General features: G+C 71.3%; 20 protein-coding genes. 8 read left to right on the top strand and 12 right to left on the bottom strand.

What is annotated here, in order from left to right; translation table 11 throughout:
* The first annotated feature begins 14 nt into the window (after window positions 1-14).
* On the top strand, window positions 15-1,727 hold the full coding sequence (locus tag ACEPPI_RS14815; RefSeq protein WP_373915684.1) for an LCP family protein: 1,713 nt from the start codon (window positions 15-17) through the stop codon (window positions 1,725-1,727).
* Window positions 1,728-1,819: 92 nt separating this feature from the next.
* Here ACEPPI_RS14815 and ACEPPI_RS14820 read toward each other — a convergent pair whose 3' ends face one another.
* The gene (locus ACEPPI_RS14820) at window positions 1,820-2,845 is read right to left on the bottom strand and encodes a glycosyltransferase family 2 protein (RefSeq protein ID WP_373915685.1); all 1,026 of its coding nucleotides are present in this window, start codon (window positions 2,843-2,845) and stop codon (window positions 1,820-1,822) included.
* A 283-nt stretch (window positions 2,846-3,128) separates the two neighbouring features.
* Here ACEPPI_RS14820 and ACEPPI_RS14825 point away from each other — a divergent pair, with 283 nt between their 5' ends.
* Window positions 3,129-4,508 (top strand): LCP family protein, encoded by a 1,380-nt coding sequence (locus tag ACEPPI_RS14825; RefSeq protein WP_373915708.1) that lies wholly within the window; start codon window positions 3,129-3,131, stop codon window positions 4,506-4,508.
* Between the two features lie 12 nt (window positions 4,509-4,520).
* Here ACEPPI_RS14825 and ACEPPI_RS14830 read toward each other — a convergent pair whose 3' ends face one another.
* Together ACEPPI_RS14830 and ACEPPI_RS14835 are read right to left on the bottom strand one after the other, a co-directional pair.
* A complete protein-coding gene (locus ACEPPI_RS14830) occupies window positions 4,521-6,014 on the bottom strand; it encodes a glycosyltransferase family 39 protein (RefSeq protein ID WP_373915686.1) in 1,494 nt (497 codons plus the stop codon).
* A 200-nt stretch (window positions 6,015-6,214) separates the two neighbouring features.
* A complete protein-coding gene (locus ACEPPI_RS14835; RefSeq protein ID WP_373915687.1) occupies window positions 6,215-6,751 on the bottom strand; it encodes an acyl-CoA thioesterase in 537 nt (178 codons plus the stop codon).
* Between the two features lie 106 nt (window positions 6,752-6,857).
* Between ACEPPI_RS14835 and ACEPPI_RS14840 the strand changes: the two genes are divergently transcribed.
* Together ACEPPI_RS14840 and ACEPPI_RS14845 are read left to right on the top strand one after the other, a co-directional pair.
* Window positions 6,858-8,225, top strand: a complete 1,368-nt coding sequence (locus ACEPPI_RS14840) for an LCP family protein (protein ID WP_373915688.1) — start codon at window positions 6,858-6,860, stop codon at window positions 8,223-8,225.
* A 177-nt stretch (window positions 8,226-8,402) separates the two neighbouring features.
* Entirely contained in the window at window positions 8,403-9,572 is a 1,170-nt protein-coding gene (locus ACEPPI_RS14845) for an acyltransferase family protein (RefSeq protein ID WP_373915689.1), read from the top strand.
* Between the two features lie 108 nt (window positions 9,573-9,680).
* Here the strand turns inward: ACEPPI_RS14845 and ACEPPI_RS14850 are convergent, their stop codons facing one another.
* The 3 genes from ACEPPI_RS14850 to ACEPPI_RS14860 all read right to left on the bottom strand — a co-directional run bounded on the left by ACEPPI_RS14850 (window position 9,681) and on the right by ACEPPI_RS14860 (window position 13,215).
* Window positions 9,681-10,487: a polyprenol monophosphomannose synthase gene (locus tag ACEPPI_RS14850; protein ID WP_373915709.1), complete on the bottom strand. Its 807-nt coding sequence runs from the start codon at window positions 10,485-10,487 to the stop codon at window positions 9,681-9,683.
* Window positions 10,488-10,510: 23 nt separating this feature from the next.
* Window positions 10,511-11,593, bottom strand: coding sequence for an NDP-sugar synthase (locus ACEPPI_RS14855; protein WP_266839409.1), 1,083 nt, complete (start codon window positions 11,591-11,593; stop codon window positions 10,511-10,513).
* 449 nt (window positions 11,594-12,042) lie between these two features.
* Window positions 12,043-13,215, bottom strand: a complete 1,173-nt coding sequence (locus ACEPPI_RS14860; protein WP_030011045.1) for an acyl-CoA dehydrogenase — start codon at window positions 13,213-13,215, stop codon at window positions 12,043-12,045.
* A 193-nt stretch (window positions 13,216-13,408) separates the two neighbouring features.
* Between ACEPPI_RS14860 and ACEPPI_RS14865 the strand changes: the two genes are divergently transcribed.
* Together ACEPPI_RS14865 and ACEPPI_RS14870 are read left to right on the top strand one after the other, a co-directional pair.
* Entirely contained in the window at window positions 13,409-14,752 is a 1,344-nt protein-coding gene (locus ACEPPI_RS14865; protein WP_373915690.1) for a UDP-glucose/GDP-mannose dehydrogenase family protein, read from the top strand.
* A gap of 275 nt (window positions 14,753-15,027) precedes the next feature.
* The gene (locus tag ACEPPI_RS14870; protein WP_373915691.1) at window positions 15,028-16,329 is read left to right on the top strand and encodes a glycosyltransferase 87 family protein; all 1,302 of its coding nucleotides are present in this window, start codon (window positions 15,028-15,030) and stop codon (window positions 16,327-16,329) included.
* Here the strand turns inward: ACEPPI_RS14870 and ACEPPI_RS14875 are convergent.
* From ACEPPI_RS14875 to ACEPPI_RS14890, 4 genes are all read right to left on the bottom strand, one after another.
* Window positions 16,326-17,447, bottom strand: a complete 1,122-nt coding sequence (locus tag ACEPPI_RS14875) for a membrane dipeptidase (protein WP_373915692.1) — start codon at window positions 17,445-17,447, stop codon at window positions 16,326-16,328. The genes ACEPPI_RS14870 and ACEPPI_RS14875 overlap by 4 nt on opposite strands.
* Before the next feature lie 166 nt (window positions 17,448-17,613).
* Entirely contained in the window at window positions 17,614-18,792 is a 1,179-nt protein-coding gene (locus ACEPPI_RS14880) for a dipeptidase (RefSeq protein ID WP_373915693.1), read from the bottom strand.
* The gene (gene purE, locus ACEPPI_RS14885; RefSeq protein WP_266839418.1) at window positions 18,789-19,325 is read right to left on the bottom strand and encodes a 5-(carboxyamino)imidazole ribonucleotide mutase; all 537 of its coding nucleotides are present in this window, start codon (window positions 19,323-19,325) and stop codon (window positions 18,789-18,791) included. The genes ACEPPI_RS14880 and purE overlap by 4 nt, the downstream gene beginning before the upstream one ends.
* Complete coding sequence (locus ACEPPI_RS14890; protein ID WP_373915694.1) at window positions 19,322-20,461, bottom strand: 5-(carboxyamino)imidazole ribonucleotide synthase; 1,140 nt, start codon at window positions 20,459-20,461, stop codon at window positions 19,322-19,324. Before ACEPPI_RS14890 ends, purE begins: the two co-directional genes overlap by 4 nt.
* A 199-nt stretch (window positions 20,462-20,660) precedes the next feature.
* Here ACEPPI_RS14890 and ACEPPI_RS14895 point away from each other — a divergent pair, with 199 nt between their 5' ends.
* Window positions 20,661-21,197 carry a GtrA family protein gene (locus ACEPPI_RS14895; RefSeq protein WP_373915695.1) on the top strand — a complete coding sequence of 179 codons (537 nt, stop codon included), beginning with the start codon at window positions 20,661-20,663 and terminating at the stop codon, window positions 21,195-21,197.
* A 57-nt stretch (window positions 21,198-21,254) separates the two neighbouring features.
* Here ACEPPI_RS14895 and ACEPPI_RS14900 read toward each other — a convergent pair whose 3' ends face one another.
* Together ACEPPI_RS14900 and ACEPPI_RS14905 are read right to left on the bottom strand one after the other, a co-directional pair.
* The gene (locus ACEPPI_RS14900) at window positions 21,255-22,523 is read right to left on the bottom strand and encodes an ATP-binding protein (protein WP_373915696.1); all 1,269 of its coding nucleotides are present in this window, start codon (window positions 22,521-22,523) and stop codon (window positions 21,255-21,257) included.
* A 28-nt stretch (window positions 22,524-22,551) separates the two neighbouring features.
* Window positions 22,552-23,229 (bottom strand): response regulator transcription factor, encoded by a 678-nt coding sequence (locus tag ACEPPI_RS14905; RefSeq protein WP_030231763.1) that lies wholly within the window; start codon window positions 23,227-23,229, stop codon window positions 22,552-22,554.
* Window positions 23,230-23,698: 469 nt separating this feature from the next.
* On the opposite strand from ACEPPI_RS14905, the gene ACEPPI_RS14910 reads away from it, so the two are divergent.
* Window positions 23,699-25,216, top strand: coding sequence for a peptide MFS transporter (locus ACEPPI_RS14910; protein ID WP_373915697.1), 1,518 nt, complete (start codon window positions 23,699-23,701; stop codon window positions 25,214-25,216).
* Window positions 25,217-25,232 lie beyond the last annotated feature (16 nt).

Genomic DNA, 25,232 nt, shown 5'->3' on the forward strand with positions numbered 1-25,232 from the left:
TGAGGGGGGTACGCGTGAGGCACAGCAGCGTGCGGGGGGAGGGGGCGCCCGACCAGGCCACCGACGGCATATCCGGCGGGGGGGCGGACGCTTCCGGCGCGGTGCCTCCACCGCGGTCGGGCCAGGGCGGCGCCCGGCCCGCGGGCGGCGGTGGGACGCCCGTGCGGCGCAAGCGCCGGCGGGTGCTGTTCTGGGTGGCGTCCGTATTGGCGTTCCTGATCCTGGGGACGTCGGCGGCCGGGTACCTCTACTACCGTCATCTCGACGGGAACATCCGCAGCGGGCAGCGCCTCAGCGGTGAGAGCGGCGTGGAGAAGACCCACGCCAACGCCAAGGGCCAGCGCCCGCTGAACATCCTGCTGATCGGCTCCGACAGCCGCAACAAGCCGGAGAACGTGGAACTCGGCGGCAGCCGCGACACCGTGGGGAACCCCCCGCTCGCGGACGTGCAGATGCTGCTGCACGTCTCGGCGGACCGGGAGAACGCCTCGGTCGTGAGCATCCCGCGCGACACCCGGGTCGACATACCCGAGTGCACGGATCCCAAGACCGCCGAGAAGTTCAAGAAGACCAACGCGATGATCAACGAGTCGCTCGGCCGCGGCGGCCCCGGCTGCACGCTGGCCACCTGGGAGAAGCTGACCAACGTCTACATCGACCACTGGATGATGATCGACTTCTCCGGTGTCGTGAAGATGGCCGACGCCATCGGCGGCGTCCCGGTCTGCGTCAAGGACAACGTCTGGGACCGCCCGCTGCCCACCTCGGGCGGCGGCTCCGGACTCAAGCTCCAGAAGGGCACGACCCGGGTCAAGGGCGAGCAGGCGCTCCAGTGGCTGCGCACCCGGCACGCGTTCAGCAGCGACCTGGGCCGCGCGCAGGCCCAGCACATGTACATGAACTCGATGATGCGCGAGCTCAAGAGCCAGAACGCCTTCACCGACGTCGGCCGGATCACGGACCTGGCGGAGGCGGGCACCAAGGCGCTGGAGGTCTCCGAGGAGATCGGCTCGGTCAAGAAGCTCTACAACCTGGCCATGCAGCTCAAGGACGTCCCCACCAACCGCATCACGATGACGACGATGCCGACCTTCCAGGACCCCCGGGACGAGGACCGGCTCGTGGTGAACCCGGCGGACGCCGACAAGCTGTGGACGATGCTCCGCAAGGACGTCGCGTTCGACAAGAACGGCGAGCCGCAGACCCCTCAGAGCCCCTCGGCCTCCCAGCCCGCGCCGGGCGCCTCGCAGCCGGCCCCGGCAGGCTCGCAGCAGCCGTCCCAGCCCACCCAGGAGGCCTCGAAGGCCCCGGTCACCACCCCGGACAAGATCCCCGTCAACGTGGTCAACGGCACCGCGGCCGGCCAGCCGCTGGCGCCCCACCGGGCGAACGCGATCGCGGAGGTCCTGGTCTCCAAGGGCTTCACCGGGGCCCGGGCGGACACCGTGCTGACCCCGGAGAAGACCACCGTGGTGCGCTACCCGACGCCCGAACTGGCGGACGAGGCGCAGAGCGTGGCGGCGTCCCTGGGCATCCCGGGCACGGCGGTGCAGCAGTCCGCCGAGGTCTCGACGATCACACTGGTCGTGGGCGCGGACTGGCGCGAGGGCAACGCCTTCCCGGCGCAGACCCCGCCGGCGGCCGGTGCGATCCCGGACACGGCGGACGCGATCAACGGCTCCGACACCGGTGCCTGCATGGACGTCTACAAGCCGTACCGCTGGTGACGCGGGGCCGGTGAGCCGGCCGCGCGGAGCGTGAGGACGTGAGAAGGGGTGACCCGGTCCGTACGGACCGGGTCACCCCTTCTCGTGGTGCCTCAGACCTGGGACGGGTCGTGGCGCACCGACGGGCGGCGGCTGGCGATGACCTTGCGGGCGAGCGAGCGCGGGCTGGTGAGGAAGCCGTAGCCCCAGCACATGTGCATCGTGGCGAGGGCCACGGGGATCTGCGCCCGGGCCTTCAGCGGCAGCCCCTTGCCCGCCGGGACGGACCCGGCGGTGATCGCGGCGAGGTAGCCGGCCGGGACGGCGAACGCCCACGGGCTGACGGCGACACCCGCGACCACCCCGGCCGCGATCGCGCAGACGGCGGTCGGCGGGGCCAGGTAGCGCAGGTTGATGGAGCCGGCGTGGTAGCGGGCCACCACGTGCCGCCAGCGGCCGTAGTTCTTGTACTGCTTGGCCAGCGCCCGTACGGAGGGCCGCGGGCGGTACTGGACCTTCAGCTCCGGCGAGAACCAGATGAGACCGCCGGCCTCGCGGATGCGGAAGTTCAGCTCCCAGTCCTGGGCGCGGATGAACTCCTCGTTGTACCCGCCCTGCTGTTCGAGGGCCTCGCGGCGGAAGACGCCGAGGTAGACGGTCTCGGCCGGGCCGGCCTGTCCACCGGTGTGGAAGGCCGCGTTGCCGACGCCGATCTTCGAGGTCATCGCGGCGGCGACGGCGTCCTCCCAGGCGTTCTCGCCCTCGGCGTGCATGATGCCGCCGACGTTCTGCGCACCGGTCTCCTCCAGGAGACGGACGGCGGTGGCGATGTAGTTCGGGGAGAGCATGCCGTGGCCGTCGACGCGCACCACGATCGGATGGCGCGAGGCCTTGATCGCGGCGTTCAGGGCGGCGGGGGTGCGGCCGGTGGGGTTCGGGACGGTGTGGACGCGCGGGTCCTCCCGGACGAGTTCGGCGGCGATCTCGTCGGTGCGGTCCGTGGACGGCCCGAGCGCGATCACCACCTCGATCTCGCCTGCGTACTCCTGTCCGAGGATGTGCCGGACGGAGTCACGCAGGTGACGCTCTTCGTCGAGCACCGGCATGATCACCGAAACTGCGGGCTGCTGGGCGGGCATGTGGTCCTTCACGGTCGGGTATCGGTGTCACGTTACCGCGTACGGGGGAAACGGGTGCGCGGCGGACGAGCGGTACGGACAGAGGCTGATCGTATGGGCCTATTGTTCAGACGAATCAGACGAATATGAATAATCCGCCCGCACTGCCCCCGCGGAGGTGTCCCCCGTGCCCCAACCGCACCGTCCCACCCGACGCGCCCCCGGCTCCCGGCCGCCCCGGCCGCGGTCCGCGCGCGGCGGCGGTCGCCGGACCGGGCACCGGGACGACCGGCCGCGCTGGGGGGTGCGGATCGCGGCCGTGTTCTCGCTGGTGGTGCTGGGCTCCGGGGCGGTCGGGCACGCGGTGATGACCGGCCTGGACACCGGCATCGAACGGGTCGACCCGTTCAAGGACATGAAGAACCGCCCGCAGGCCGGTCACGGGGTGAACTTCCTGCTGGTCGGCACCGACGGACGCGAGAAGATCACCCCCGAGGAGAAGCGCGAGTACCGGCTCGGCGGCGCGCCCTGCCACTGCACCGACACCGTGATGCTCGTCCACCTCTCCGCCGACAGGGAACGGGCCAGCGTCATCAGCCTGCCCCGGGACAGCTACGCCGAGGTCCCCGCGCACCAGGACCTGGTCACCGGCAAACCGCACAACGCCCACCCGGTGAAGCTGAACGCCGCCTACGCCGAGGGCGGTCCCAACCTGACCGTACGGACCGTCGAGAACATGACCCGCGTGAAGATCGACCACTACCTGGAGGTCGACTTCACCAGCTTCATGAAGACCGTCGACGCGATGGGCGGCGTCGAGATCTGCACGGCCAAGGCCATGCACGACACCTACACCGGCCTCGACCTGCTCCCCGGCACCCACCGGCTCACCGGCGGCCAGGCCCTGCAGTACGTGCGCTCCCGCCACGTCGACGGGGCCTCCGACCTGGGCCGGATGCAGCGTCAGCAGCGGTTCATCGCCGCACTGATCAAACAGGCCACCGGCGGCGGCGTCCTGCTGAACCCGGTGAAGTTCAAGGAGGTCAGCTCCACCCTGCTGGGGTCGGTGCGCGCCGACAGGGGCTTCGGGTCGGAGCAGATGCTGGCGCTGGGACAGGCCATGCGGGGATTCACCCCCTCCTCCTCGGAGTTCGCCTCCGTGCCCGTCGGAGACCCCTCGTTCCAGGTCAAGGGCATCGGCTCGACGGTGAAATGGGACGAGCCGAAGGCCGCCAAGCTCTTCGAGGCGGTGCGCCAGGACCGGCCGCTGTCCCCCGCCCGCCCCGGGCAGGCCCCGCGCGGGCCGGCGCCCGTCCCGGTCGACGTGCCGCCGAAGCAGATCCGCGTCCAGGTGGAGAACGGGACCCGGATCGACGGGCTCGGCGGGCGCGTGGACGCGGCCCTGCGCGCCACCGGCTTCGACACCACCCAGGCTCCGGCGGCCGGCGCCAGCCGCGAGGTCCGGCGCACGGTGATCGCTTACGACCCGCGCTGGGACCGCACGGCGCGGACGGTGTCCGTGGCGCTGCCCGGCAGCGAGCTGCGCGCGGTCGCCGGACAGGGCCGCACGGTGCTGGTGATCGCGGGCGCCGACTTCAAGAAGGTCGTGCCGGTGCGGGCCGAGGACCCGTACCAGGGCGAGTTCGGCGTGGTCACCGGGGACCAGGTGGTCTGCGGGAGCTGAACCCCGGCGGGCTCAGCCGGTCCGCTCCAGCAGGGACACGTGCAGTCCGCGCACCTCGGTCGTCGAGGCGACCCGATAATGGCCCTTCAGCGCCCGGACCTGCTCGGCCGGCAGCCGGTTGTACGGGTCGTCCTTGCCGGTGTCGCGGGTGACGAGCCAGATCCGCCGGGTGTCGCCGAGGCACTGCTCGGGCCGCTCGCACTCCTGCGGGAAGAGGTCGTCCGCCTCCAGCGCCGAACGGGCCGCGAAGACGTCGCGGAGGTGGACCCGGCCGGGCAGGTAGTACTCGATCTGGAAGTCGACCATGTACACCCGGTCGGCGCCGCGGACGGGCACGAAGCCGTCGCCGGGCCGGTAGCCCTGCGCGATGACCCGCGCCGCCGCCCGGCCGTCGGAGGTCTCCTTGGCCTGCTCGGTACGCAGGTGGCGCTGGTCGGGCACGCCGAGCAGGACCAGCGCGGCCAGCCCGGCCGCCCCGGCCGCGCGGGGCTTCAGGGCGGCCAGTCCGGCGGCCGCCAGCACCGCCCACGCGGGCACGGTGAACAGGACGTAGCGGTCGATGAAGTACGAGGTGCTGCCCTGCGAGACCACGTAGACGGCGACGATCGGCACCGCGCCCAGCAGCAGCAGCTCCACGGCGGGGCGCCGGCCCCGGCTCCAGGCCAGCGGCAGCAGGGCCAGCGCGGCGATGCCGAGCCCGACGAGCGGGGAGGCGAAGAGGTTGTCCCACAGACCCGCGATGTCCCGCAGCCGCGGGGTCTTGATCCAGCTGATCTGCCGGCCGACCTGCTGACGCCCCAGCAGCACCAGCGGAATCACCGGCAGCAGCCCGGCGACGGCCGCCAGGGCGAAGGAGAGCGCCGTGCGCCCGCGCCGGTCCCGCCACCAGCGCAGCGCCACGACCATGGCGTGCGGCAGCAGGAACAGCAGGGCCACCATGTGCAGCAGCCCGGCCACGGCGACCGCCGCCGCGTACCCGGCCCAGCGCGCCGGGCCCGGCCGCTCCAGCGCCCGCAGCAGCAGCCAGGTCGCGGCGGAGACGGCGAGGACGACGAAGGCGTACGAGCGGGCCTCGGTGCCGTACCGGGTGACGACGGGCAGCAGGGCGAACAGCAGCCCGGCGAAGACGGCGGTGCGCCGGTCGAACAGGGCCCGCGCGGTCAGCACCACCAGGGCGGCGGAGCCGGCCATCGCCAGGGCGGAGGGCAGCCGGAGCATCGCCGCGGAATCCCCGAACACCGAGACCCAGCCGTGCAGCAGCAGGTAGTAGAGGCCGGAGACGGCGTCGACGTGACCCAGCATCGCGAGCAGCTCGCCGGTGGAGCGGGAGGCGGCGTTCCAGCTGGCCAGCTCGTCGCGCCAGAGCTGCGGGGTGCCGCCCCGGAAGGCGGTGACCGCGAGGGTCAGCAGCGCCGCCCACAGCCAGTCGGGCCCGGTCAGCCACCGCGCACGCGGGCGGGCGGGGGCGGACGGGGCCGCGGTGGTGGTCTGGGTGGCAGTCGGCATCAGGGGTTCTCCGCGGCAGGGCCGGTCGAGGGGCAGGCCGTCGCTCGGGCGGAGCAGCCGGACGTCGACGGACCAGTCTACGGGGCCCCCGTAAGGCACGGATATGCCCCGGAGCCCGTACGCGCGACGGGCCGGCGGCGGACGACGGGCGACGGGGTTGCAGTCGGCGAGCGGCCGGCGGCGCAGCGGGCGACGGCCGGTCAGTCGTCGAGGCCCTCGGCGGCGCGGCGTGCGCGCAGCTCGGTGATCGCCTGGCGGCGGGCGAGCCGGTGGGTGCGGCGGATCTGCGCCTCCTGGTAGCGGCGCTCGTCCTGCTCGGTCTCCGGGATCACGGGCGGGACCTGGCGGGGCTTGCCGTCGGAGTCGACCGCGGTGAAGACGAGGTAGGCGCTGCCGACCTGGGTGGCGGGGGTGGACTCGTTCCACCGCTCCGCGAGGACCCGTACGCCGATCTCCATCGAGGAGCGGCCGGTCCAGTTGCACTGCGCGCGGACGTGGACCAGGTCGCCGACCCGGACCGGGGCGAGGAAGGCCATCTCGTCCATCGATGCCGTCACGGCGGGCCCGCCCGAGTGCCGCCCGGCCACCGCGCCGGCCGCGTCGTCCACCAGCTTCATGATCACGCCGCCGTGCACGGTACCGAGGAGGTTGGTGTCGTTGGCGGTCATGATGTGGCTGAGCGTGGTCCGGGAGGCCGAGATCGGCTTGCCCGCGGGCACCGACGGTATTTCTGTCATGGAGCCACCATAAGTGGGCACCGCAGGCATCAGCTCTGCAACAGCCGCGGTACGAAGCGTCCACCTGGGTGTCGGGCGACACGCCGCGGCAGGCATCCTTGTGCGCATGAGTGACTGGGACGGGTGGAACGGTGAGCGCGACGCGCGCGGCCGCCGCGATGACGGGTACGGGCGCGGCAGCGGGCAGCAGCAGCCCGAGGGCGCGCAGCGGATGCGCCACGTCCAGCGGCAGCCGCAGCCGCAGCGTCCGGCCCAGCCGCCGCAGCGCCCCGGCCGCCCGCCGGTCCCCCCGCAGGGTCCGCCGCAGGGCCGCCCCGGCCACGGAGTGCCGCCGCAGCAGACGCAGGGACCGGACGCGTCGTACGACAGCGGGTACAACACCGGCCATGTCTACGGCCGGCCCGCGGGCCCCGGCGGTCCGGCGGGACCGGGCCGCCCCGGGCGGCCCGGCGGTCCCTCCCGGCCCGGCGGCCCCGGCGGCCCGGCCGGCCCGGCTCCGGACTGGCGCAGGCGGATCAAGATCGGCTCCATCGTGCTGGTCTCCGCGCTGCTGGTCACCTCCATCGGCACCTACTTCTGGGCCGACTCCAAGGTGCGCCGCGAGGTCGACCTCTCCAAGGTGATCGAGCGCCCCAAGGAAGGCGACTGCACCACGTACCTGATCGTCGGCTCCGACAGCCGCGAGGGCATGTCCGACGAGGAGAAGAAGAAGCTCCACACCGGCTCCGCCGAGGGCAAGCGCACCGACTCGATGATGGTCCTGGCGAAGTGCTCCAGCGGGAACACGATGATCTCGCTGCCGCGCGACTCGGACGTGGAGATCCCCTCCTTCGTCGGCTCCCAGTCGGGCAAGAAGTTCCCGTCCCAGGGCCGGCGGGTCAAGCTCAACGCGGCGTACGCGGAGGACGGGCCGGAACTGCTGGTGCGGACGATCGAGTTCAACACCGGGCTGCACATCGACCACTACGCCGAGATCGGTTTCGCCGGGTTCGCGAACATCGTGGACGCGCTGGGCGGCGTGGAGCTCGACATCGAACAGGGCTTCAAGGACGAGAAGTCGGGCGCCGACTTCAAGGCGGGCCGTCAGACCCTCAACGGCGAACAGTCGCTGGCCTTCGTGCGCACCCGGTACGCCTTCGCCGAGTCGGACCTCCAGCGGACCAAGAACCAGCAGAAGTTCCTGTCGGCGCTGGCGAGCCAGGCGGCCACGCCGGGCACGATCCTCAACCCCTTCGCCCTCTATCCGGTGATGGGCGCGGGCCTGGACACCCTCGTCGTCGACAAGGACATGGGGCTGTGGGACCTCGGTCAGATGTTCTTCGCGATGAAGGGCATCACCTCGGGTGACGGCGTGTCGATGAACATGCCCCTTTCCGGCCAGAAGGGCGGCAACCTCGTCTGGGACAAGGCGAAGGTGCAGCAGCTGGTCAAGGAGATCCAGAGCGACCAGAAGGTCACCGTCCGGGGGCAGTGAACCGGCCACGCGGCAGGCGCGGGACGGGGTGCGATGAACCACGTGCTGTGGACAGTGCGATGGTTTCTCGTAAGACTGAGGCGGCCCATGCCACGGGGGGGATGCCCGGCTGGGTCCCGCCGTCGGCGCGGCCCTCAGCACGTCCGGGCACGCGTCCGTCCTGCCCGTGGAGCGTTCATGTCCTTGCACCCGTCCCCCCGCGTCCTCGGCGACCGACGGGAAGACGGCAGACCCTCGGCCTGGCCCACCCTGCCCCGGCCCGCCCGGTCCGCCGGGCCCCCGGCGGACCGGCCCCGGCTGCGGATCCTGGACGGGCTGCGGATCCTGGCGGCGGTGCTGGTGCTCATGCACCACTACACCCGCCAAGAGGTCTGGGGGCGCGACGCGTTCGGGTGGCTGACGGTGGTCGGCCGCTACAGCTGGATGGGCGTGGAGCTGTTCTTCATGATCAGCGGCTTCGTCATCTGCATGTCGGCGTGGGGCCGGCCGCTGGGCTCCTACCTGCGCAGCCGGGTGATCCGCCTCGGCCCCGCGTACTGGTTCTGCGTACTGGCCACCATGGGAGTGCTGCTGGCGGTCGGCAAGCCCTTCGGGGGCACCGGGCCGGGGCTGAGCCAGGTCCTGACGAACCTGACGATGTTCCAGACCCCTCTGGGCAATACCGAGCTGGACCCGTCGTACTGGACCCTCTGGTCCGAGCTGCGGTTCTACCTGATCTTCGCGGCGGTCGCCTGGACCGGCCTGACGTACCGCAAGGTCCTGAACTTCTGCTGGATCTGGACGGTCGCCTCCCTGCTCGCCCCCGGTTCCGGGCTGCCGATCCTGAACGTCCTCGCGAACCCCACCTACTCGCCGCTGTTCATCTCCGGCATCTGCTTCTACCTGATCCGCCGTGAGGGGCCGCGCGCGGGCGAGCCGTGGCTGCTGCTCGCGTTCTCCTGGCTGCTGACGCAGCGCTGGCTGAACGACATCGTCCACTGGAACACCGTCAAGGGCGACCAGCTGTCCTGGGAGATGTGCCTGCTCGTCGTGACCCTGTGCTACGTGGTCATGGCCGCCGTGGCCCTGGGATGGCTGGACCGGATCGACTGGCGCTGGCTGTCGGTCGCGGGCGCGATGTCCTACCCGCTCTACCTGCTGCACCAGCAGATCGGCGTGACGCTGCTGCGGATGTGGCGGCAGGACGTGGAGCCGTGGACGCTCCTGCTGTCGGCGACGGCCGTGATGCTGCTGGCCTCGTGGCTGATCCAGCGGTTCGTGGAGCGGCCGGCGGCCCGGCGGCTCAAGCGGTTCCTGGAGAGCCGGCCGGGCGGCGGACGGACCGGGTCCCCGCGCGAGACTCCGTAGAAGGCCCGCGGACGTCGGGCTCCGGGTACGAAGGAAGGGGCACCCCTCTCGGGGGTGCCCCTTCCTTCGTGTCCGTGCGGGCGCGTGCCCACGCGTCCGCGTGTGCCGCTACTTGCCGGCGCGGGCGCGCAGCTTCCACGGCATGGCGATGGACTCCAGCTGGACGGCCAGGTTCATCTTGGACTCGCCGACGGTGCGGTCCTCGAAGTGGATCGGGACCTCCATCACCGGGAAGCCGCGGCGCAGGGCCTTGAACTTCATCTCCACCTGGAAGCTGTAGCCGGCGCTGCCGATCGACGCGAGGTCGATCGCCTTCAGCGCGTCGGCGCTCCACAGGTTGAAGCCGCCCGTGATGTCGCGGACGCGGGTGCCCAGGATGGTGCTCGCGTAGGCGTTGGCCCAGCGGGAGAGCAGCTTGCGGTGCGCGCCCCAGGCGTCGGAGAGGGTGCCGCCCGGAACGTAGCGGGAGCCGACGACGAGACCGGCGCCGGTGGAGCGGGCGACGCCCAGCATCTCGGCGATCTTGCCGGCCGGGTGGGAGCCGTCCGCGTCCATCTGGAGCACGAACTCGGCGCCGTCCTCGACGGCCTTGGCCATGCCGGCGGCGTAGGCGCGGCCGAGGCCGTCCTTCGCGGTGCGGTGCAGGACCGACATGCGCGGCTTGCCGTCCTCGGTGAGGAAGCCCTCCGCCAGCTCGTCGGCGATCTTGCCGGTGCCGTCGGGCGAGGAGTCGTCGACGATCAGCAGGCGCAGGCCCGGCTGGTCGAGACCCATGAGCAGCTCCACCATGCCCGGCAGGTTGCCCGCCTCGTTGTAGGTCGGCATGACCACGGTGAGCGGGGTGTGTGCCCAGGTGTCGGGGAGCTTCGTGGTTGCGACGTCGGTCGCGCGGGGAGTCTGCTGCTCGCCTATCACAGGTTGTGCCTCACTGAAGTTGGTCACCGGTCGGAGGAGAAGCGGACGGCGGCGTCGGGCAGTTCAGCCTCGCACCACACCCGCACCCCTGCGCGAAGTTCGTTGTCGGCCCCTACGACGGCACCGTCTCCGACGACCGCGCCGTTCACCACCGTGCGCGAACCCACCGAGGCGCCGGCGCCGATGAGGCTGGCGCTCACCACCGTGTCCGGGCCGAGGGTCGCACCGTCCAGCACGATCGAGCCCTGGACGACCGCACCCGATTCGATCCGGGCGCCGGCACCCACCACCGTACCGCCCGACAGCTTGGCTCCGTCCGCCACCACCGCACCCGGGAGGACCAGGGCCTCACCGCGCGGGCCGGGAACGGCCGGGGAGCTCACGATGCCGCGCACGAGGTCGGCCGAGGCCTGCACGAAGGACTCGGGCTTGCCGAGGTCCAGCCAGTAGGTGTCCTCGGTGACGCCGTGCAGCCTGGCGCCCGAGTCCAGCAGACCGGGGAAGGTCTCGCGCTCGACGGATACCGGTCGGCCGGCCGGGATGGAGTCGATGACGCTGCGGCGGAAGACGTAGCAGCCGGCGTTGATCTGGTCGGTGATGATCTCTTCGGGGGTCTGCGGCTTCTCGGTGAAGGCCAGCACCCGCCCCTCGGAATCGGTGGGGACCAGGCCGAAGGCGCGCGGGTCCTCGACCCGCACCAGGTGCAGGGAGACGTCGGCGTCGGCCGCCTGGTGGGACTCGACCAGGCCGGCGATGTCCAGGCCGGTCAGGATGTCGCCGTTGAAGACGAGGACCGGCGAGTCCGGGCCGCCGGTCAGCCGCTGCGCGGCGTTGCGGATGGCACCGCCGGTGCCCAGCGGCTCGTCCTCGACGACGTATTCGAGGGTGATGCCGAAGTCGGAACCGTCGCCGAAGTAGGGCTCGAAGACCTCGGCGAGGTAGCAGGTCGCCATCACGATGTGGGTGACACCGGCGGCTGCGGCCCTGGCTATCTGGTGGGCGAGGAAGGGAACGCCGGCCGCGGGAACCATCGGCTTGGGAGTGTTCACCGTCACGGGGCGCAGTCGCGTCCCCTGCCCGCCGACCAGCAGGATCGCTTCCGTCATTGTTTTCTCCCCAACCGGTTCGGGCGTACGAAGGTTCAAATTTAGCCCATCCGGGGACATGCCAAGGCCGTGGGCGGGCCCCGCGGGGGCCGCCACGGCCACGTTCCGGTTACGGGCGGACGGCCGCGCGGAGACGGGCGGATTGCGGCACATCGGACACCCCTGCGCGCGGCTGTCCTCTATATATGAGGACACATCACACGCGCCCGCCCACCTGGTGGACCATCACCGCTGGTCAGAGAGGTGCACCGGGCGCGGCCCGGTCCCGTGGCACGGCGGGCGCCGGCGAACCCCTCCGTAACGGATCCGGTGCACAAGGGTGCTTCGCCCGCCCCGGTTGACGGCCGGTTGTTCCGAACCTGTCGGCAACCCGTTACGAACCCTTGCCCCTTCTTCACGCAGAAGGCCCCCGACGGGACGCCGGGGGCCTTGGTGCGCGTGCGGGACCGCTACGGAAGGTTCCTTGCCATGACGATCCGCTGGACCTGGTTCGTTCCTTCATAAATCTGCGTAATCTTCGCGTCGCGCATCATGCGCTCGACCGGGTAGTCGCGGGTGTAGCCGTAGCCGCCGAGGAGCTGGACGGCATCCGTGGTGACCTCCATCGCGACGTCGGAGGCGAAGCACTTGGCCGCGGCGCCGAAGAAGGTGAGGTCTTCCTTGTCGCCCCCGGCGGAGACGCGCTCCGACTTGGCGGCGGCCGAGTAGGTCAGCTGGCGGGCGGCCTCGATCTTCATGGCCATGTCCGCGAGCATGAACTGCACGCCCTGGAAGTCGCCGATCGGCTTGCCGAACTGCTTGCGCTCCTGGACGTAGCCCTTGGCGTAGTCCAGCGCGCCCTGGGCGATGCCGAGGGCCTGGGCGGCGATGGTGATGCGGGTGTGGTCGAGGGTCTTCATCGCCGTGGCGAAGCCGGTGCCCTCTGCGCCGATCATGCGGTCGGCGGGGATGCGGACGTTGTCGAGGTAGACCTCACGCGTCGGGGAGCCCTTGATGCCGAGCTTCTTCTCCGGGGCGCCGAAGGAGACCCCCTCGTCGCCCTTCTCGACGACGAAGGCGCTGATGCCCTTGGAGCGCTTCTCCGGGTCGGTGACGGCCATGACCGTGTAGTACTCGGAGACGCCCGCGTTGGTGATCCAGCGCTTGACGCCGTTGAGGACCCAGAAGTCCCCGTCGCGCACGGCGCGGGTCTTCATGCCTGCGGCGTCGGAGCCCGCGTCGGGCTCGGAGAGCGCGTAGGAGAACATCGCGTCGCCCTTGGCCAGCGGGCCGAGGTACTTGGCCTTGAGCTCCTCCGAGCCGGAGAGGATCACCGGGAGGGAGCCGAGCTTGTTCACGGCCGGGATCAGGGAGGAGGAGGCGCAGACGCGGGCCACCTCCTCGATCACGATCACGGTGGCGAGGGCGTCGGCCCCGGCGCCGCCGTAGGTCTCGGGGACGTGGACGGCGTGCAGGTCGCTGGCGACCAGGGCGTCGAGGGCCTCCTGCGGGAAGCGGGACTCCTCGTCGACCGCGGCGGCGAACGGCAGGATCTTCGCCTCGGCGAGCGAGCGGACGGACTCGCGGAGCATGTCGTGCTCCTCGGCCGGGCGGTACAGGTCGAAGTCGGCAGAACCCGCCAAGACTCTCACTCCCCATGTGTGATGCGTGATGCTAACTACCGTTAAGTAACCGAAATCTTAGTGTCCGGGGTCCCGTCGGCGATATGTACGGCGCACGTGAGCTGCGTGACAGAGGGATCCCGCCGGAAACGTCCCCACACGGGGCACGACTATGCTCGGTGGCCGCAAACGGCCCCGCACCTCTGGAGCACCCATGGCCCCCCTCAAGATCACTGTGATCGGCACCGGCTACCTCGGCGCGACACACGCCGCCGCGATGGCCGAGCTGGGCTTCGAGGTGCTCGGACTGGACGTGGTCCCGGAGAAGATCGAGATGCTGGCCGCCGGCCGGGTCCCCATGTACGAGCCGGGGCTGGAGGAGTTGCTCGCCTCGCACGTCGCCGGGCTGCCGGGCTCGACGGGCCGGCTGCGGTTCACCACGTCCTGGGAAGAGGTCGGGGAGTTCGGCGACGTCCACTTCGTCTGCGTGAACACCCCGCAGAAGCACGGCGAGTACGCCTGCGACATGTCCTACGTCGACTCCGCGATGGCCTCGCTGGCCCCGCACCTGACGCGGCCGGTGCTGGTCGTCGGCAAGTCCACCGTGCCGGTGGGCTCGGCGGAGCGGCTCGCGGCGAAGCTCGTGGAGCTGGCCCCGGCCGGCGCGGACGTGGAGCTGGCCTGGAACCCGGAGTTCCTGCGCGAGGGCTTCGCCGTCCAGGACACCCTGCACCCCGACCGGATCGTCATCGGCGTACGGGGAGAGCGCGGCGAGAAGGTGCTGCGGGAGGTGTACGGGACGCCGATGGCGGAGGGGACCCCGCTGGTGGTCACCGACTTCCCGACCGCCGAGCTGGTCAAGACGGCGGCCAACTCCTTCCTCGCCACCAAGATCTCGTTCATCAACGCGATGGCCGAGGTCTGCGAGGCCGCGGGCGGTGACGTGGTCAAGCTGGCGGAGGCCATCGGCCACGACGAGCGGATCGGCGCGAAGTTCCTGCGCGCGGGCATCGGCTTCGGCGGCGGCTGCCTGCCCAAGGACATCCGGGCCTTCATGGCCCGGGCCGGCGAACTGGGCGCCGACCAGGCCCTGACCTTCCTGCGGGAGGTCGACTCCATCAACATGCGCCGCCGCGGCCACATGGTGGAGCTGGCACGCGACGCGGTCGGCGGTTCCTTCCTCGGCAAGCGGGTCGCCGTCCTCGGCGCCACCTTCAAGCCCGACTCGGACGACGTCCGCGACTCGCCCGCGCTCAACGTCGCCGGGCAGATCCACCTCCAGGGCGGGCAGGTCACCGTCTACGACCCGAAGGGCATGGACAACGCCCGCCGCGTCTTCCCCACCCTCGGCTACGCCGACTCCGCGCTGGAGGCCGCCCGCGGCGCCGAGGTCGTCCTGCACCTCACCGAGTGGCGCGAGTTCCGCGACCTGGACCCCACGGCCCTCGGCGAGGCCGTCACCGACCGCCTGATCCTCGACGGGCGGAACGCGCTGGACGCGGAGCGGTGGCGGGCCGCCGGCTGGACGTACCGGGCCATGGGACGGCCGCACGCGTAACCCCGCCCCGACGGACGGAGTCCGGCGCAGCGCCACGAAGCCGCCGAGGCCCCCCGGGGCCGAGGCGCGCGAGCGGCGCGTGCGGAAAGGGACGGGCGGAACGCGCTGGACGCGGAGCGGTGGCGGGCCGCCGGCTGGACGTACCGGGCCATGGGACGGCCGCACGCGTAAGGGATTTGGGGGATACGGAGGCTGACCTGGGCGTATCCCCCTACCCCGTTTCGCCCGCTCGCACCCAAGTAAGTGGAATAAATGACTGGGTAGACTTCGGGCCGATGACCACGACCAGCAGCCCCCCGACCAACCCCACCGCATCTGCGACGGCGGCGCCCGCCACGCGTGACCGGCGGGGATCCTTCGAAGCAGCCATGCGAGGACGCAAAGCCCTTCTGGGCATCGCGGGCTTCTGGCTGGCCAGTCGGGCCGCGATGCTCTGGATGCTCGTCAACGACTTCTTCAGCTCGAACGTCGTACGGGTAGAGATCACCGCGACCTATCACAACTGGTACAACGTCCTCGTCACGTGGACGATGCCGCACAACGACATCATGTGGCAGTACCCCCCGGCAGCCGCGGCGATCTTCCTGTCGCCCGATCTCCTGCCGTTCCTGACCTACTTCCAGGCCTTCGTCGCCCTGACGGTGCTCTGCGACGCGGTGGTCCTCGTCGGCCTGATGCGCGCCGCCCGCCGCGACGACGGCAGCATGGCCGGCGCCGTCCTGTGGCTCGTCACGCTGCCGATGCTGATGGCCACCCCGTTCGCCCGCTACGACGTCCAGGTCACCCTGCTCGCCGTGGCCTCGCTGCTCTGCCTGCGCTACCGCCCGAAGCTCGGCGGGGTCATCGCCGGCATCGGCGCCATGGTCAAGGTGTGGCCGCTGCTCACCCTGCTCGGCACCCCGCGCGGCAAGTCGACGCGCGAGGCCTTCATCGCCGCCGCGCTCTCCTGCGTGGCGCTGCTCGCCGTCTTCGCCGCACTGTTCCGCGACACCCTCGGCTTCCTGGGCAACCAGGGTTCCCGCGGGGTCCAGGTCGAGTCCCTCGGCGGCAGCGCGCTGATGGCGGCCCGGCTCGTCCACCTGTGGCCCGGGAAGATCAACTTCCAGTACGGCGCCTTCGAGTACGTCGGCCCGTACGTCTCCAGCATCGCGCGGGCCTCCCTCGCGCTGACGGTGATCGGCTTCCTGCTGCTCCTGCTGTGGCGCGTGAAGGCGAACCGGTGGTCGACGGCGACCCCGTTCGACGCCGCACTCTGCGCGATCATGGTGTTCACGGTCACCAGCCGCGTCATCAGCCCGCAGTACATGATCTGGCTGCTCGGCCTCGCGGCCGTCTGCCTGACGTCCCGGCACACCACCCAGCGGCCGATCGCCTGGCTGCTCGTGGTCGCCACCGCGCTCACCACGCTGATCTTCCCGGTCTGGTACGGCTCGGACATCCTGACCAACTCCACGCTCGGCACGATCCTGCTGTGCACGCGCAACGGCCTGCTGCTGTACGCCACGGTGTGGTCCGGCCTGCGCCTGTGGAAGGCGACGGTGCTGCCCAAGAGCAGCCTGGCCGCCGAGTCCGCCTAAGGACTTCTGCGGTGCTGTGCGGCGCGGGCCGTGAACTCCGCGTCGCGCAGTACCCTCTGGGCGTTGCCCCAGGTCAGCAGGGCCAGGTCGGACTCCGGCCAGCCCCGCTCCAGTAGTTCCGCGAGGAGTCTGGGGTAGCCCGAGGGATCGGTGAGCCCCGCCGGACGGGGTGTCGCCCCCTCCGCGCCGAAGGCGGCTCCCAGTCCCACGCATTCCGCGCCGGCGACCGCCCGCAAGTGGTCGAAGTGGTCCGCCACCGCGTGCAGGGAGTCCCCCGTCCGCGCGGTGTCGAAGGTGACCATCGCCAGACCGCCGGCCGCCCTGAGTGCCAGCAGCACCTCGTCGGTGACGTTGTCCGGATGCGCGGTGAGCGCCGCCGCCCCCGTGTTCGAGACGATCACCGGGGCCTTCGAGGCCGCCGCGAGCTGACAGGCCGCCACCGGCGGGCAGCCCGTGAGGTCGAGCAGCATCGCGAGCCGGTTCACCTCCTTGACCACCTCGTGGCCGAAGGCCGTCAGCCCCTCCAGCGCCCAGGACGCCCCCGCCGGCGCGAGGATCCGTACGCCCAGCGCGTGGAAGGCCCGTAGCGCGCCGAGGGAATCGGTCAGCGTACGCCCGGACACCGGGCCGAGGAACGAGGCGATCCGGCCGCGGTTGCGGGCGTCGAGCATGTCGTCGGCGCTCAGCCCCAGGAGCAGGCCGTCGGGGTAGCGGCGGACCAGGGCGAGCGCCACGTCGATCAGTTCGAGGGTGTCGGAGACCACCTGGTCGGCCGGCCCGCCCTCGCGCGCCCCGCCCCCGGCCGCGCCGCCCCGGCCCGTCCGGTCCGGCGGCACCAGCAGCGACCAGAACTGGGCGCCCACTCCCCCGGCCCGCAGCCGCGGGATGTCGGTGTCGATCCCGGTGTCGGGGGTGCCGATGTCGTGGTACGGACTGTGGCGCAGGGTCCGGACGAGGCTGTTGCACCCGTCCGCCACGGGATGTACGGCGAGCAGCGCGCCGGCCCGCTCCAGGGCACCGGCCACCGCCGCGGGGGCGGACACGTCCTCGACCCCGGCGGAGCCGGGGCCCACCGGGAGGCTGGGGGCGGCGTGCGGGTCGTCCTGCAGGTCGGCCATGGCGTTCGCTCCGGTCTCGGCGGCAGCGGGGAGGGGAGGAGATGGTGGTGCCACCGTGACATGTGGGGCGGCCGGGACGCCCGGCGGATGTGGCGTTCGGGTGGAGGAGGGTGTGGAAAGGGGCGGGTCACGGGGTGGAACCCCGCGGCCCGCCCCCGGTGGAGCGTCAGAGGTGGGCGTTCGACGGCCCCCGGGACGCCGACAGGCCGCGGGCCACGGCCTCGGCGTCGCGCAGCGCCCGTACCGCGTTCGACCAGGTCAGCTTGGCCAGGTCGGCCCGCGACCAGCCGCGCGTGAGCAGCTCCGCGATCAGGTTGGGGTAGCCCGCCACGTCGTCCAGTCCGGACGGGGTGAAGGCGGTGCCGTCGTAGTCCCCGCCGATGCCGATGTGGTCGACGCCGGCCACCTCGCGCATATGGTCCAGGTGGTCGGCGACGGTGGCCGCGGTGGCCACCGGGCGCGGCCGGCCCGCTTCGAAGGCCCGGTGCAGTTCCATCGCCCCGGGTGAGGTGTCGAGGTGGTGGAAGCCGTGGGCGCGCAGGTTCTCGTCGGCCGCCGCGGTCCACTCCACGGCCGCGGGCAGGATGAACTTCGGCACGAAGGTGGCCATCGCCACACCGCCGTTGACGGGCAGCAGCTCCAGCACGTCGTCGGGGACGTTGCGCGGGTGGTCGCAGACGGCCCGCGCCGAGGAGTGCGAGAAGATCACCGGCGCCGAGGAGACGGCGATCGCGTCGCGCATGGTGGTCTCCGCCACGTGCGAGAGGTCCACGAGCATGCCGACGCGGTTCATCTCGCGGACGACCTCGCGGCCGAAGTCCGTGAGCCCGCCGTGGCGGGGCTCGTCGGTCGCCGAGTCCGCCCAGTCGATGGTGTCGTTGTGGGTGAGCGTCATGTACCGCACGCCGAGGCGGTGCAGCGCGCGCAGGGTGGCGAGCGAGTTGTTGATGGAGTGGCCGCCCTCGGCGCCCATCAGGGAGGCGATCCTGCCCCGTTCGCGGGCCGCCTCCATGTCGTCGGCCGTCAGCGCCCGCACCAGGGTGTCCGGGTAACGGTCGATCAGCTGGCCGACGGCGTCGATCTGCTCCAGGGTGGCGCTGACCGCCTCGTCACCCGCGAAGTCGGAGCGTACGTACACGGACCAGAACTGCGCGCCGACCCCGCCGGCGCGCAGCCGGGGGATGTCGGTGTGCAGGTACGCGGACTGGTCGGCGCCGATGTCGCGCCGGTCCAGGTCGTAGCGGACCTGGTTGCGCAGCGCCCAGGGCAGGTCGTTGTGCCCGTCGACGACCGGGTGCTCCGCGAGCAGGCCGCGCGCCTCCTCCAGGCGCTGCGCCGCGCTCACTTGCCGAATCCGAAGGAGTCCGCGCCGGCGACCTTCGTGCGCAGCCGCTTGCCCTTCTCGGTGGCCTGGTCGTTCAGCTCCTGCTGGAACTCGCGCATCCGGGCGAGCAGCTCCGGGTCGTGCGCGGCCAGCATCCGTACGGCCAGCAGGCCCGCGTTGCGCGCGCCGGCGACGGAGACGGTGGCGACGGGGACCCCGGCGGGCATCTGGACGATCGAGAGGAGCGAGTCCATGCCGTCGAGGTACTTCAGCGGGACCGGTACGCCGATGACGGGCAGCGGGGTGACCGAGGCGAGCATGCCGGGCAGGTGGGCGGCCCCGCCCGCGCCGGCGATGATCGCCTTCAGGCCGCGGCCGGCGGCCTGCTCGCCGTACGCCACCATCTCGCGGGGCATCCGGTGGGCGGAGACGACGTCGACCTCGTACGGGATCTCGAACTCGTCCAGTGCCTGGGCGGCGGCCTCCATGACCGGCCAGTCGGAGTCCGAACCCATGACGATGCCGATGACGGGACCTGCGGTAGCGGTGCTCATGCGGTGATGGTTCCTCTGAGGTAGCCGGCTGCGTGACGTGCGCGCTCCAGCACATCGTCCAGGTCGTCGCCGTAGGTGTTGACGTGGCCGACCTTGCGGCCGTGTTTCACGTCCTTGCCGTACATGTGGATCTTCAGCTGGGGGTCGTGGGCCATGCAGTGCAGGTACGCCGCGTACATGTCGGGGTAATCCCCGCCGAGCACGTTGGCCATGACCGTCCAGCGGGCCCGGGGGCGGGGGTCGCCCAGGGGGAGGTCCAGGACCGCGCGGACGTGGTTGGCGAACTGGGAGGTGACCGCACCGTCCTGGGTCCAGTGGCCGCTGTTGTGCGGGCGCATGGCCAGTTCGTTGACGAGGATGCGGCCGTCGGTGGTCTCGAACAGCTCCACGGCCAGGTGGCCGGTCACGTCGAGTTCCTTGGCGATGCGCAGGGCGAGGGCCTGGGCCTCGCCCGCGAGGGCCTCGGAGAGGTTGGGGGCGGGGGCGATCACCGTGTCGCACACGCCGTCCACCTGGATGGACTCGACGACGGGGTACGCGACGGCCTGGCCGTGCGGGGAGCGGACGATGTTGGCCGCGAGCTCGCGGACGAAGTCCACCTTCTCCTCCGCCAGGACGGGGACGCCCGCCTTGAACGGGGCCTCCGCGTCCTCGGGCGTGCGGACGAACCACACGCCCTTGCCGTCGTACCCGCCGCGCACCGTCTTGAGGATGACCGGGAAGCCGCCCACCTCTTGCGCGAAGGCCGCCGCGTCCGCCGGATCGCGCACGATCCGGTGGCGGGGGCTGGGCGCGCCGATCTCGTCGAGCTTGGCGCGCATCACCCCCTTGTCCTGGGCGTGCACCAACGCGTCGGGCCCCGGGCGGACGGGAATGCCGTCCGCTTCCAGGGCCCGGAGGTGTTCGGTGGGTACGTGCTCGTGATCGAAGGTGATCACGTCGCAGCCGCGCGCGAAGGCGCGCAGTGTCTCCAGATCGCGATAGTCGCCGATGACGACGTCGCTCACGACCTGGGCCGCCGAGTCCTGTGGGGTGTCACTGAGGAGCTTGAATCTGATGCCGAGGGGGATACCCGCCTCGTGGGTCATGCGGGCGAGCTGTCCGCCGCCGACCATGCCGACTACCGGGAACGTCACCACTCCAGGGTATCCGGCGGTATTCCGCCATCCGGACGTGGCCTGGCGCATACCCGCGTTTACGGGCGGTGTGCCGTGCGTCGCAGGGGCGCCAAGGCGCGTACGGGGGCCGGGGGCGACACTTAACATGTCGGGGTTGACGAAATCGAGTGACGCTCCAGCGTGGGGCGACGACGACGGACAGGGACTGAAGGATCACATGAGTACGCCGAAAGCAGCACCGCTGTCCGAGCGCTTCCGCGGTCTCGCCCGGGAGGCCGTCAAGTTCGGCGCGGTGGGCGGGCTGGGCGTCCTGGTCAACTTCGGTGTGTTCAACCTGCTCCGGAGCACGACCGACCTCCAGACGGTGCGCGCGAACGTCATAGCCATCGTGGTGGCCATCGTCACCAACTACATCGGCTTCCGCTACTTCACGTACCGCGACCGCGACCTCGGGGGCCGTCGTCGCGAGATGATCCTCTTCGTGCTGTTCAGCCTGATCGGCATGGTCATCGAGAGCGGCGTGCTCTACGCGGCGACGTACGGCTTCGGCTGGGACAGCTCGCTGCAGAACAACGTCTTCAAGTTCCTGGGCATGGCGATCGCCACCGTGTTCCGCTTCTGGTCCTACCGGACCTGGGTCTTCCAGGCCCTGCCCGCGCCCGTGGCGCCCTCGCTGGTCGTCGAGCAGCGGGACGGCCACGAGGCGCCGGCCGCGGCTCTCACCCCGGAGCCGGCCGCGCCGGCCGTGAAGTAGCCGCTCCCTCGAAGGCGGCGCCTGTCGCGGTGCGACGCCCGCCGCCGGACCGGCAGGTCAGCGGACGGTCGGTTGTTCCGGCTGGGTCCGCTGCGGCGCGGTACGGCTGAGGAACAGCGCGAACACCGGCGGCTGGCTCTGGAGCAGCTCCAGCCGGCCGCCGTCCGCCTCCGCGAGGTCCCGGGCGACCGCGAGGCCGATCCCGGTGGAGTTGCGGCCGCTGATCGCCCGCTCGAAGATCCGGTTGCCGAGGTCCGGGGGGACGCCGGGTCCCTCGTCCGTGACCTCCAGTACGGCCTGGTTGCCGGTCACCCGGGTGCGCAGCGCGACGGTGCCGCCCCCGTGCATCAGTGCGTTCTCCACGAGGGTCGCCAGGACCTGGGAGACCGCCCCGGGGGTGCCCACGGCCCGCATCCCCGTCTTCCCGGAGCGCACGATGGCCCGCCCGGCGCTGCGGTAGGCCGGCCGCCACTCCTCCACCTGCTGCTTGACGACCTCGTCCAGGTCGAAGGGGACCGCCGAGCCGGTGCGCGGGTCCCGCGAGTTCGTCAGCAGCCGCTCCACCACGTCCGTGAGCCGCTCCACCTGGGTGAGGGCGATGGTGGCCTCCTCCCGTACGGTCTCCAGGTCGTCGGTGACCGTGATCTCCTCCAGCCGCATCGACAGGGCCGTCAGCGGGGTCCGCAGCTGGTGGGAGGCGTCGGCCGCGAGCCGGCGTTCGGCCGTGAGCATCCGGCCGATCCGCTCCGCGCTGGAGTCGAGCACGTCGGCGACCCGGTCCAGCTCGGGGACGCCGTAGCGCTTGTGCCGGGGCCGCGGGTCGCCCGATCCGAGCCGCTCGGCCGTCTCGGCGAGGTCGGTGAGCGGGGAGGCGAGCCGGTTGGCCTGGCGTACGGCGAGCAGCACGGCCGCGACGACCGCGAGCAGTGCCACCGCCCCGACCACCGCCAGGGTCCGCCCGACCTCCTTGGTGACGGTGGCGCGGGACTCCTCGACGGTCACCACCTCGCCCTGCTCCCCGCGGGCGGTGCCCCGGATGACGCTGTCGGGGATCCGGTCGCCGACCTCGACGACGGGCCGGCCGGGGATGGAGATGCGGGCGTAGGTGCCCAGGTCCAGCTGCTCGGCGAGCGCGGTGGGGTCGACCGGCTTGTGCTCCAGCGCGTCCGCCTCGACGGTGCCCAGCAGGCGCAGCGCCTCGGATCCGATGCGGTCCTGGGCGCTGCTGGTGATGGTCCGGGTCTCCACGATGACGAGGGAGACCCCGAACACGGCGATCACGACGAGCACCACGGCGAGCGTGGAGTTGATCAGGCGGCGGCGCATGGCTTAGAGGATGCCCTAGGGAGAGGACTCAGCTCTTCTCGAAGCGGAAGCCGACGCCCCGGACGGTGGCGATGTAGCGGGGGTTCGCGGCGTCGTCGCCCAGCTTCTTGCGGAGCCAGGAGATGTGCATGTCGAGGGTCTTGGTGGAGGACCACCAGGTGGTGTCCCAGACCTCGCGCATCAGCTGGTCGCGGGTGACGACCCGGCCGGCGTCGCGGACCAGGACGCGCAGCAGGTCGAACTCCTTGGCCGTGAGCTGGAGCTCCTCCTCCCCCATCCAGGCGCGGTGGGACTCCACGTCGATGCGCACGCCGTGGGTGGCGGGGGCCTGGGCGGCCTCGTTGGCGCCGCGCCGCAGCAGGGCCCGGACGCGGGCCAGCAGCTCGGCGAGCCGGAAGGGCTTGGTCACGTAGTCATCGGCGCCGGCGTCGAGGCCGACCACCGTGTCCACCTCGTCGGCCCGGGCGGTGAGGACGAGGATGGGGAAGCCGTGGCCCTCGGCGCGCAGTCGCCGGGCCACCTCCAGGCCGTCCATGCCGGGCAGTCCGAGGTCCAGGACGACGAGGTCGACGCCGCCCTGCAGTCCGGCCTCAAGGGCGGTGGGGCCGTCCTCCCGTACCTCGACCTCGTAGCCCTCCCGGCGCAGGGCGCGGGCCAGGGGTTCCGAGATGGATGCGTCGTCCTCGGCGAGCAGTACACGCGTCATGTGGGTGATGGTAGTCCGCGGCGGCTGCGAGGAGGTGCTTGCCCGCACACCCCTCTCGAACTGGGCTTATGAACTACTAACGGCCTTCGAATATGACGAAACGGTTCCCTGGAAGCCTGTGATCCATCTCTCAAGTCCTTCCATATGCCGCAGTGTCCTGTCGTATGGTGGCGAGACGCCTGATGCACTACCCAGGGGATCTTTGTGCCGAAAAGCGAGCCAAGGACCTCAAATTCTGCTCTGGTCGGTTTCATCCGGCCCAGATGACAGTGAATGACCTGTGGGCCGGGCCCTGCGCGCGATGCAGCGCACAGGGCGTGGATCCCGGTGACTGCTGTTCCTTCGTCTCCCGACCGGAGCCGAGACCCCAGGGCGTGGGGTGGGACACCCGTCTGCCGGTGCCGGCCACCCCCCACCGGGCGCTGAACAGCTCACGAAGCCAAGCGTCCCGAGCAAGCAAGGATCGACCATGGCTTCCAGCCTGACGAAGGACTCGGCGACCCCGGCCGCCGAGAAGACCTTCTTCGGACACCCCCGTGGCCTGGCCACTCTCTTCATGACCGAGATGTGGGAGCGGTTCTCCTACTACGGCATGAGGGCCCTCCTCGTGTACTACCTGGTCTCGGGCGGTGCCGACGCCGCCACGGGCAGCCAGGGCGGCGGCCTGGCGATGACCGCGGCCACGACCACGGCCATCTACTCCGTGTACGTCTCGATGGTCTACCTCATGGCCATGCCCGGCGGCTGGTTCGGAGACCGCGTCTGGGGTGCCCGCAAGACGGTCGCCATCGCCGGCTTCGTGATCATGGGTGGTCACCTGTCGCTGGCCCTCCCCGGCCAGGCCATGTTCTTCGTCGGTCTGATCCTCGTCGCGGTGGGCTCCGGCCTGCTCAAGGCCAACATCTCCACGATGGTCGGCCACCTCTACGACGGTCCCGAGGACCCGCGTCGTGACGGCGGCTTCACGCTGTTCTACGTCGGCATCAACCTCGGCGCCTTCGTGGCCCCGCTCGTCGTCGGCACGGTCGGCAAGGAGCACAACTGGCACCTGGGCTTCGCCCTCGCCGCCGTCGGCATGGGCCTGGGTCTGACCCAGTTCCTGCTCGGCACCAAGCACCTGAGCCCGAAGAGCAGCGTGGTCCCGAACCCGCTGTCCCCGCAGGAGCGCACGGCCGTCCTCACCAAGGTCGCGATCGCGGTCGTGGGCATCGCCGTCTTCTACGGTGCCGTGGTCGCCCTCGGCGCCTACACCCTGAACTGGGCCCTGGTCCCGCTGACCCTGGCCGGCCTGTTCATCCCGATCGCCGTCCTGACGCGCATCAAGCGCGACAAGGACCTGTCGGGCGCCGAGCAGTCGAAGATGACCGCGTACATCTGGTTCTTCATCGCCGCCGCCGTCTTCTGGATGATCTACGACCAGGGTGGCTCCACGCTGTCCCTGTTCGCGGACGACAAGACCGCCGACACCGTCCTCGGCCTCGGCTTCTCGGCCACCTGGTACCAGTCGCTGAACCCGCTGTTCGTGATGGCCCTGGCCCCGGTCTTCGCCTGGCTGTGGGTCTGGCTGTCCCGCAAGAACCAGGAGCCGAACACCATCGTGAAGTTCGCGATGGGCCTGGTCCTGATCGGCGCCTCGTTCTTCGTCTTCATCGTTCCGATGGGCATGGCGGGCGACGGCACCAAGGTCTCCCCGATGTGGCTGGTCTCGATATACATGATCCAGACCATCGGTGAGCTGTGCGTCTCCCCGGTCGGCCTCTCCGTCACCACCAAGATGGCCCCGCAGAAGTACGCCTCCCAGATGATGGGCGTCTGGTTCCTCGCGGTCACCGCCGGTGACTGCATCACCAGCCTCCTGTCCATCGGTGGCGTGGACCTCAACGGCACCTGGGTGATCGCCTTCCAGGCGCTCGCCGCGGTCCTGGCCGGCTTCGCGGTCTACACGTACCGCAAGAAGGTCCAGGTCCTCATGGGCGACGTGCACTGACGCACCCCCGCCCCGT

Origin of the sequence: Streptomyces sp. AB3(2024) (assembly GCF_041862025.1) — a bacterium.
Lineage (GTDB): Bacteria > Actinomycetota > Actinomycetes > Streptomycetales > Streptomycetaceae > Streptomyces.

Excerpts from the sequence above, each read along its gene's own strand:
- ACEPPI_RS14900 (WP_373915696.1), bottom strand. The coding sequence starts at position 22,523 with ATGCGCCGCCGCCTGATCAACTCCACGCTCGCCGTGGTGCTCGTCGTG.
- purE (WP_266839418.1), bottom strand. The coding sequence starts at position 19,325 with ATGAGCACCGCTACCGCAGGTCCCGTCATCGGCATCGTCATGGGTTCG.
- ACEPPI_RS14830 (WP_373915686.1), bottom strand. The coding sequence starts at position 6,014 with ATGCCGACTGCCACCCAGACCACCACCGCGGCCCCGTCCGCCCCCGCC.
- ACEPPI_RS14895 (WP_373915695.1), top strand. The coding sequence starts at position 20,661 with ATGAGTACGCCGAAAGCAGCACCGCTGTCCGAGCGCTTCCGCGGTCTC.
- ACEPPI_RS14910 (WP_373915697.1), top strand. The coding sequence starts at position 23,699 with ATGGCTTCCAGCCTGACGAAGGACTCGGCGACCCCGGCCGCCGAGAAG.
- ACEPPI_RS14820 (WP_373915685.1), bottom strand. The coding sequence starts at position 2,845 with ATGCCCGCCCAGCAGCCCGCAGTTTCGGTGATCATGCCGGTGCTCGAC.
- ACEPPI_RS14865 (WP_373915690.1), top strand. The coding sequence starts at position 13,409 with ATGGCCCCCCTCAAGATCACTGTGATCGGCACCGGCTACCTCGGCGCG.
- ACEPPI_RS14845 (WP_373915689.1), top strand. The coding sequence starts at position 8,403 with ATGTCCTTGCACCCGTCCCCCCGCGTCCTCGGCGACCGACGGGAAGAC.
- ACEPPI_RS14835 (WP_373915687.1), bottom strand. The coding sequence starts at position 6,751 with ATGACAGAAATACCGTCGGTGCCCGCGGGCAAGCCGATCTCGGCCTCC.
- ACEPPI_RS14875 (WP_373915692.1), bottom strand. The coding sequence starts at position 17,447 with ATGGCCGACCTGCAGGACGACCCGCACGCCGCCCCCAGCCTCCCGGTG.
- ACEPPI_RS14840 (WP_373915688.1), top strand. The coding sequence starts at position 6,858 with ATGAGTGACTGGGACGGGTGGAACGGTGAGCGCGACGCGCGCGGCCGC.
- ACEPPI_RS14905 (WP_030231763.1), bottom strand. The coding sequence starts at position 23,229 with ATGACGCGTGTACTGCTCGCCGAGGACGACGCATCCATCTCGGAACCC.
- ACEPPI_RS14855 (WP_266839409.1), bottom strand. The coding sequence starts at position 11,593 with ATGACGGAAGCGATCCTGCTGGTCGGCGGGCAGGGGACGCGACTGCGC.
- ACEPPI_RS14870 (WP_373915691.1), top strand. The coding sequence starts at position 15,028 with ATGACCACGACCAGCAGCCCCCCGACCAACCCCACCGCATCTGCGACG.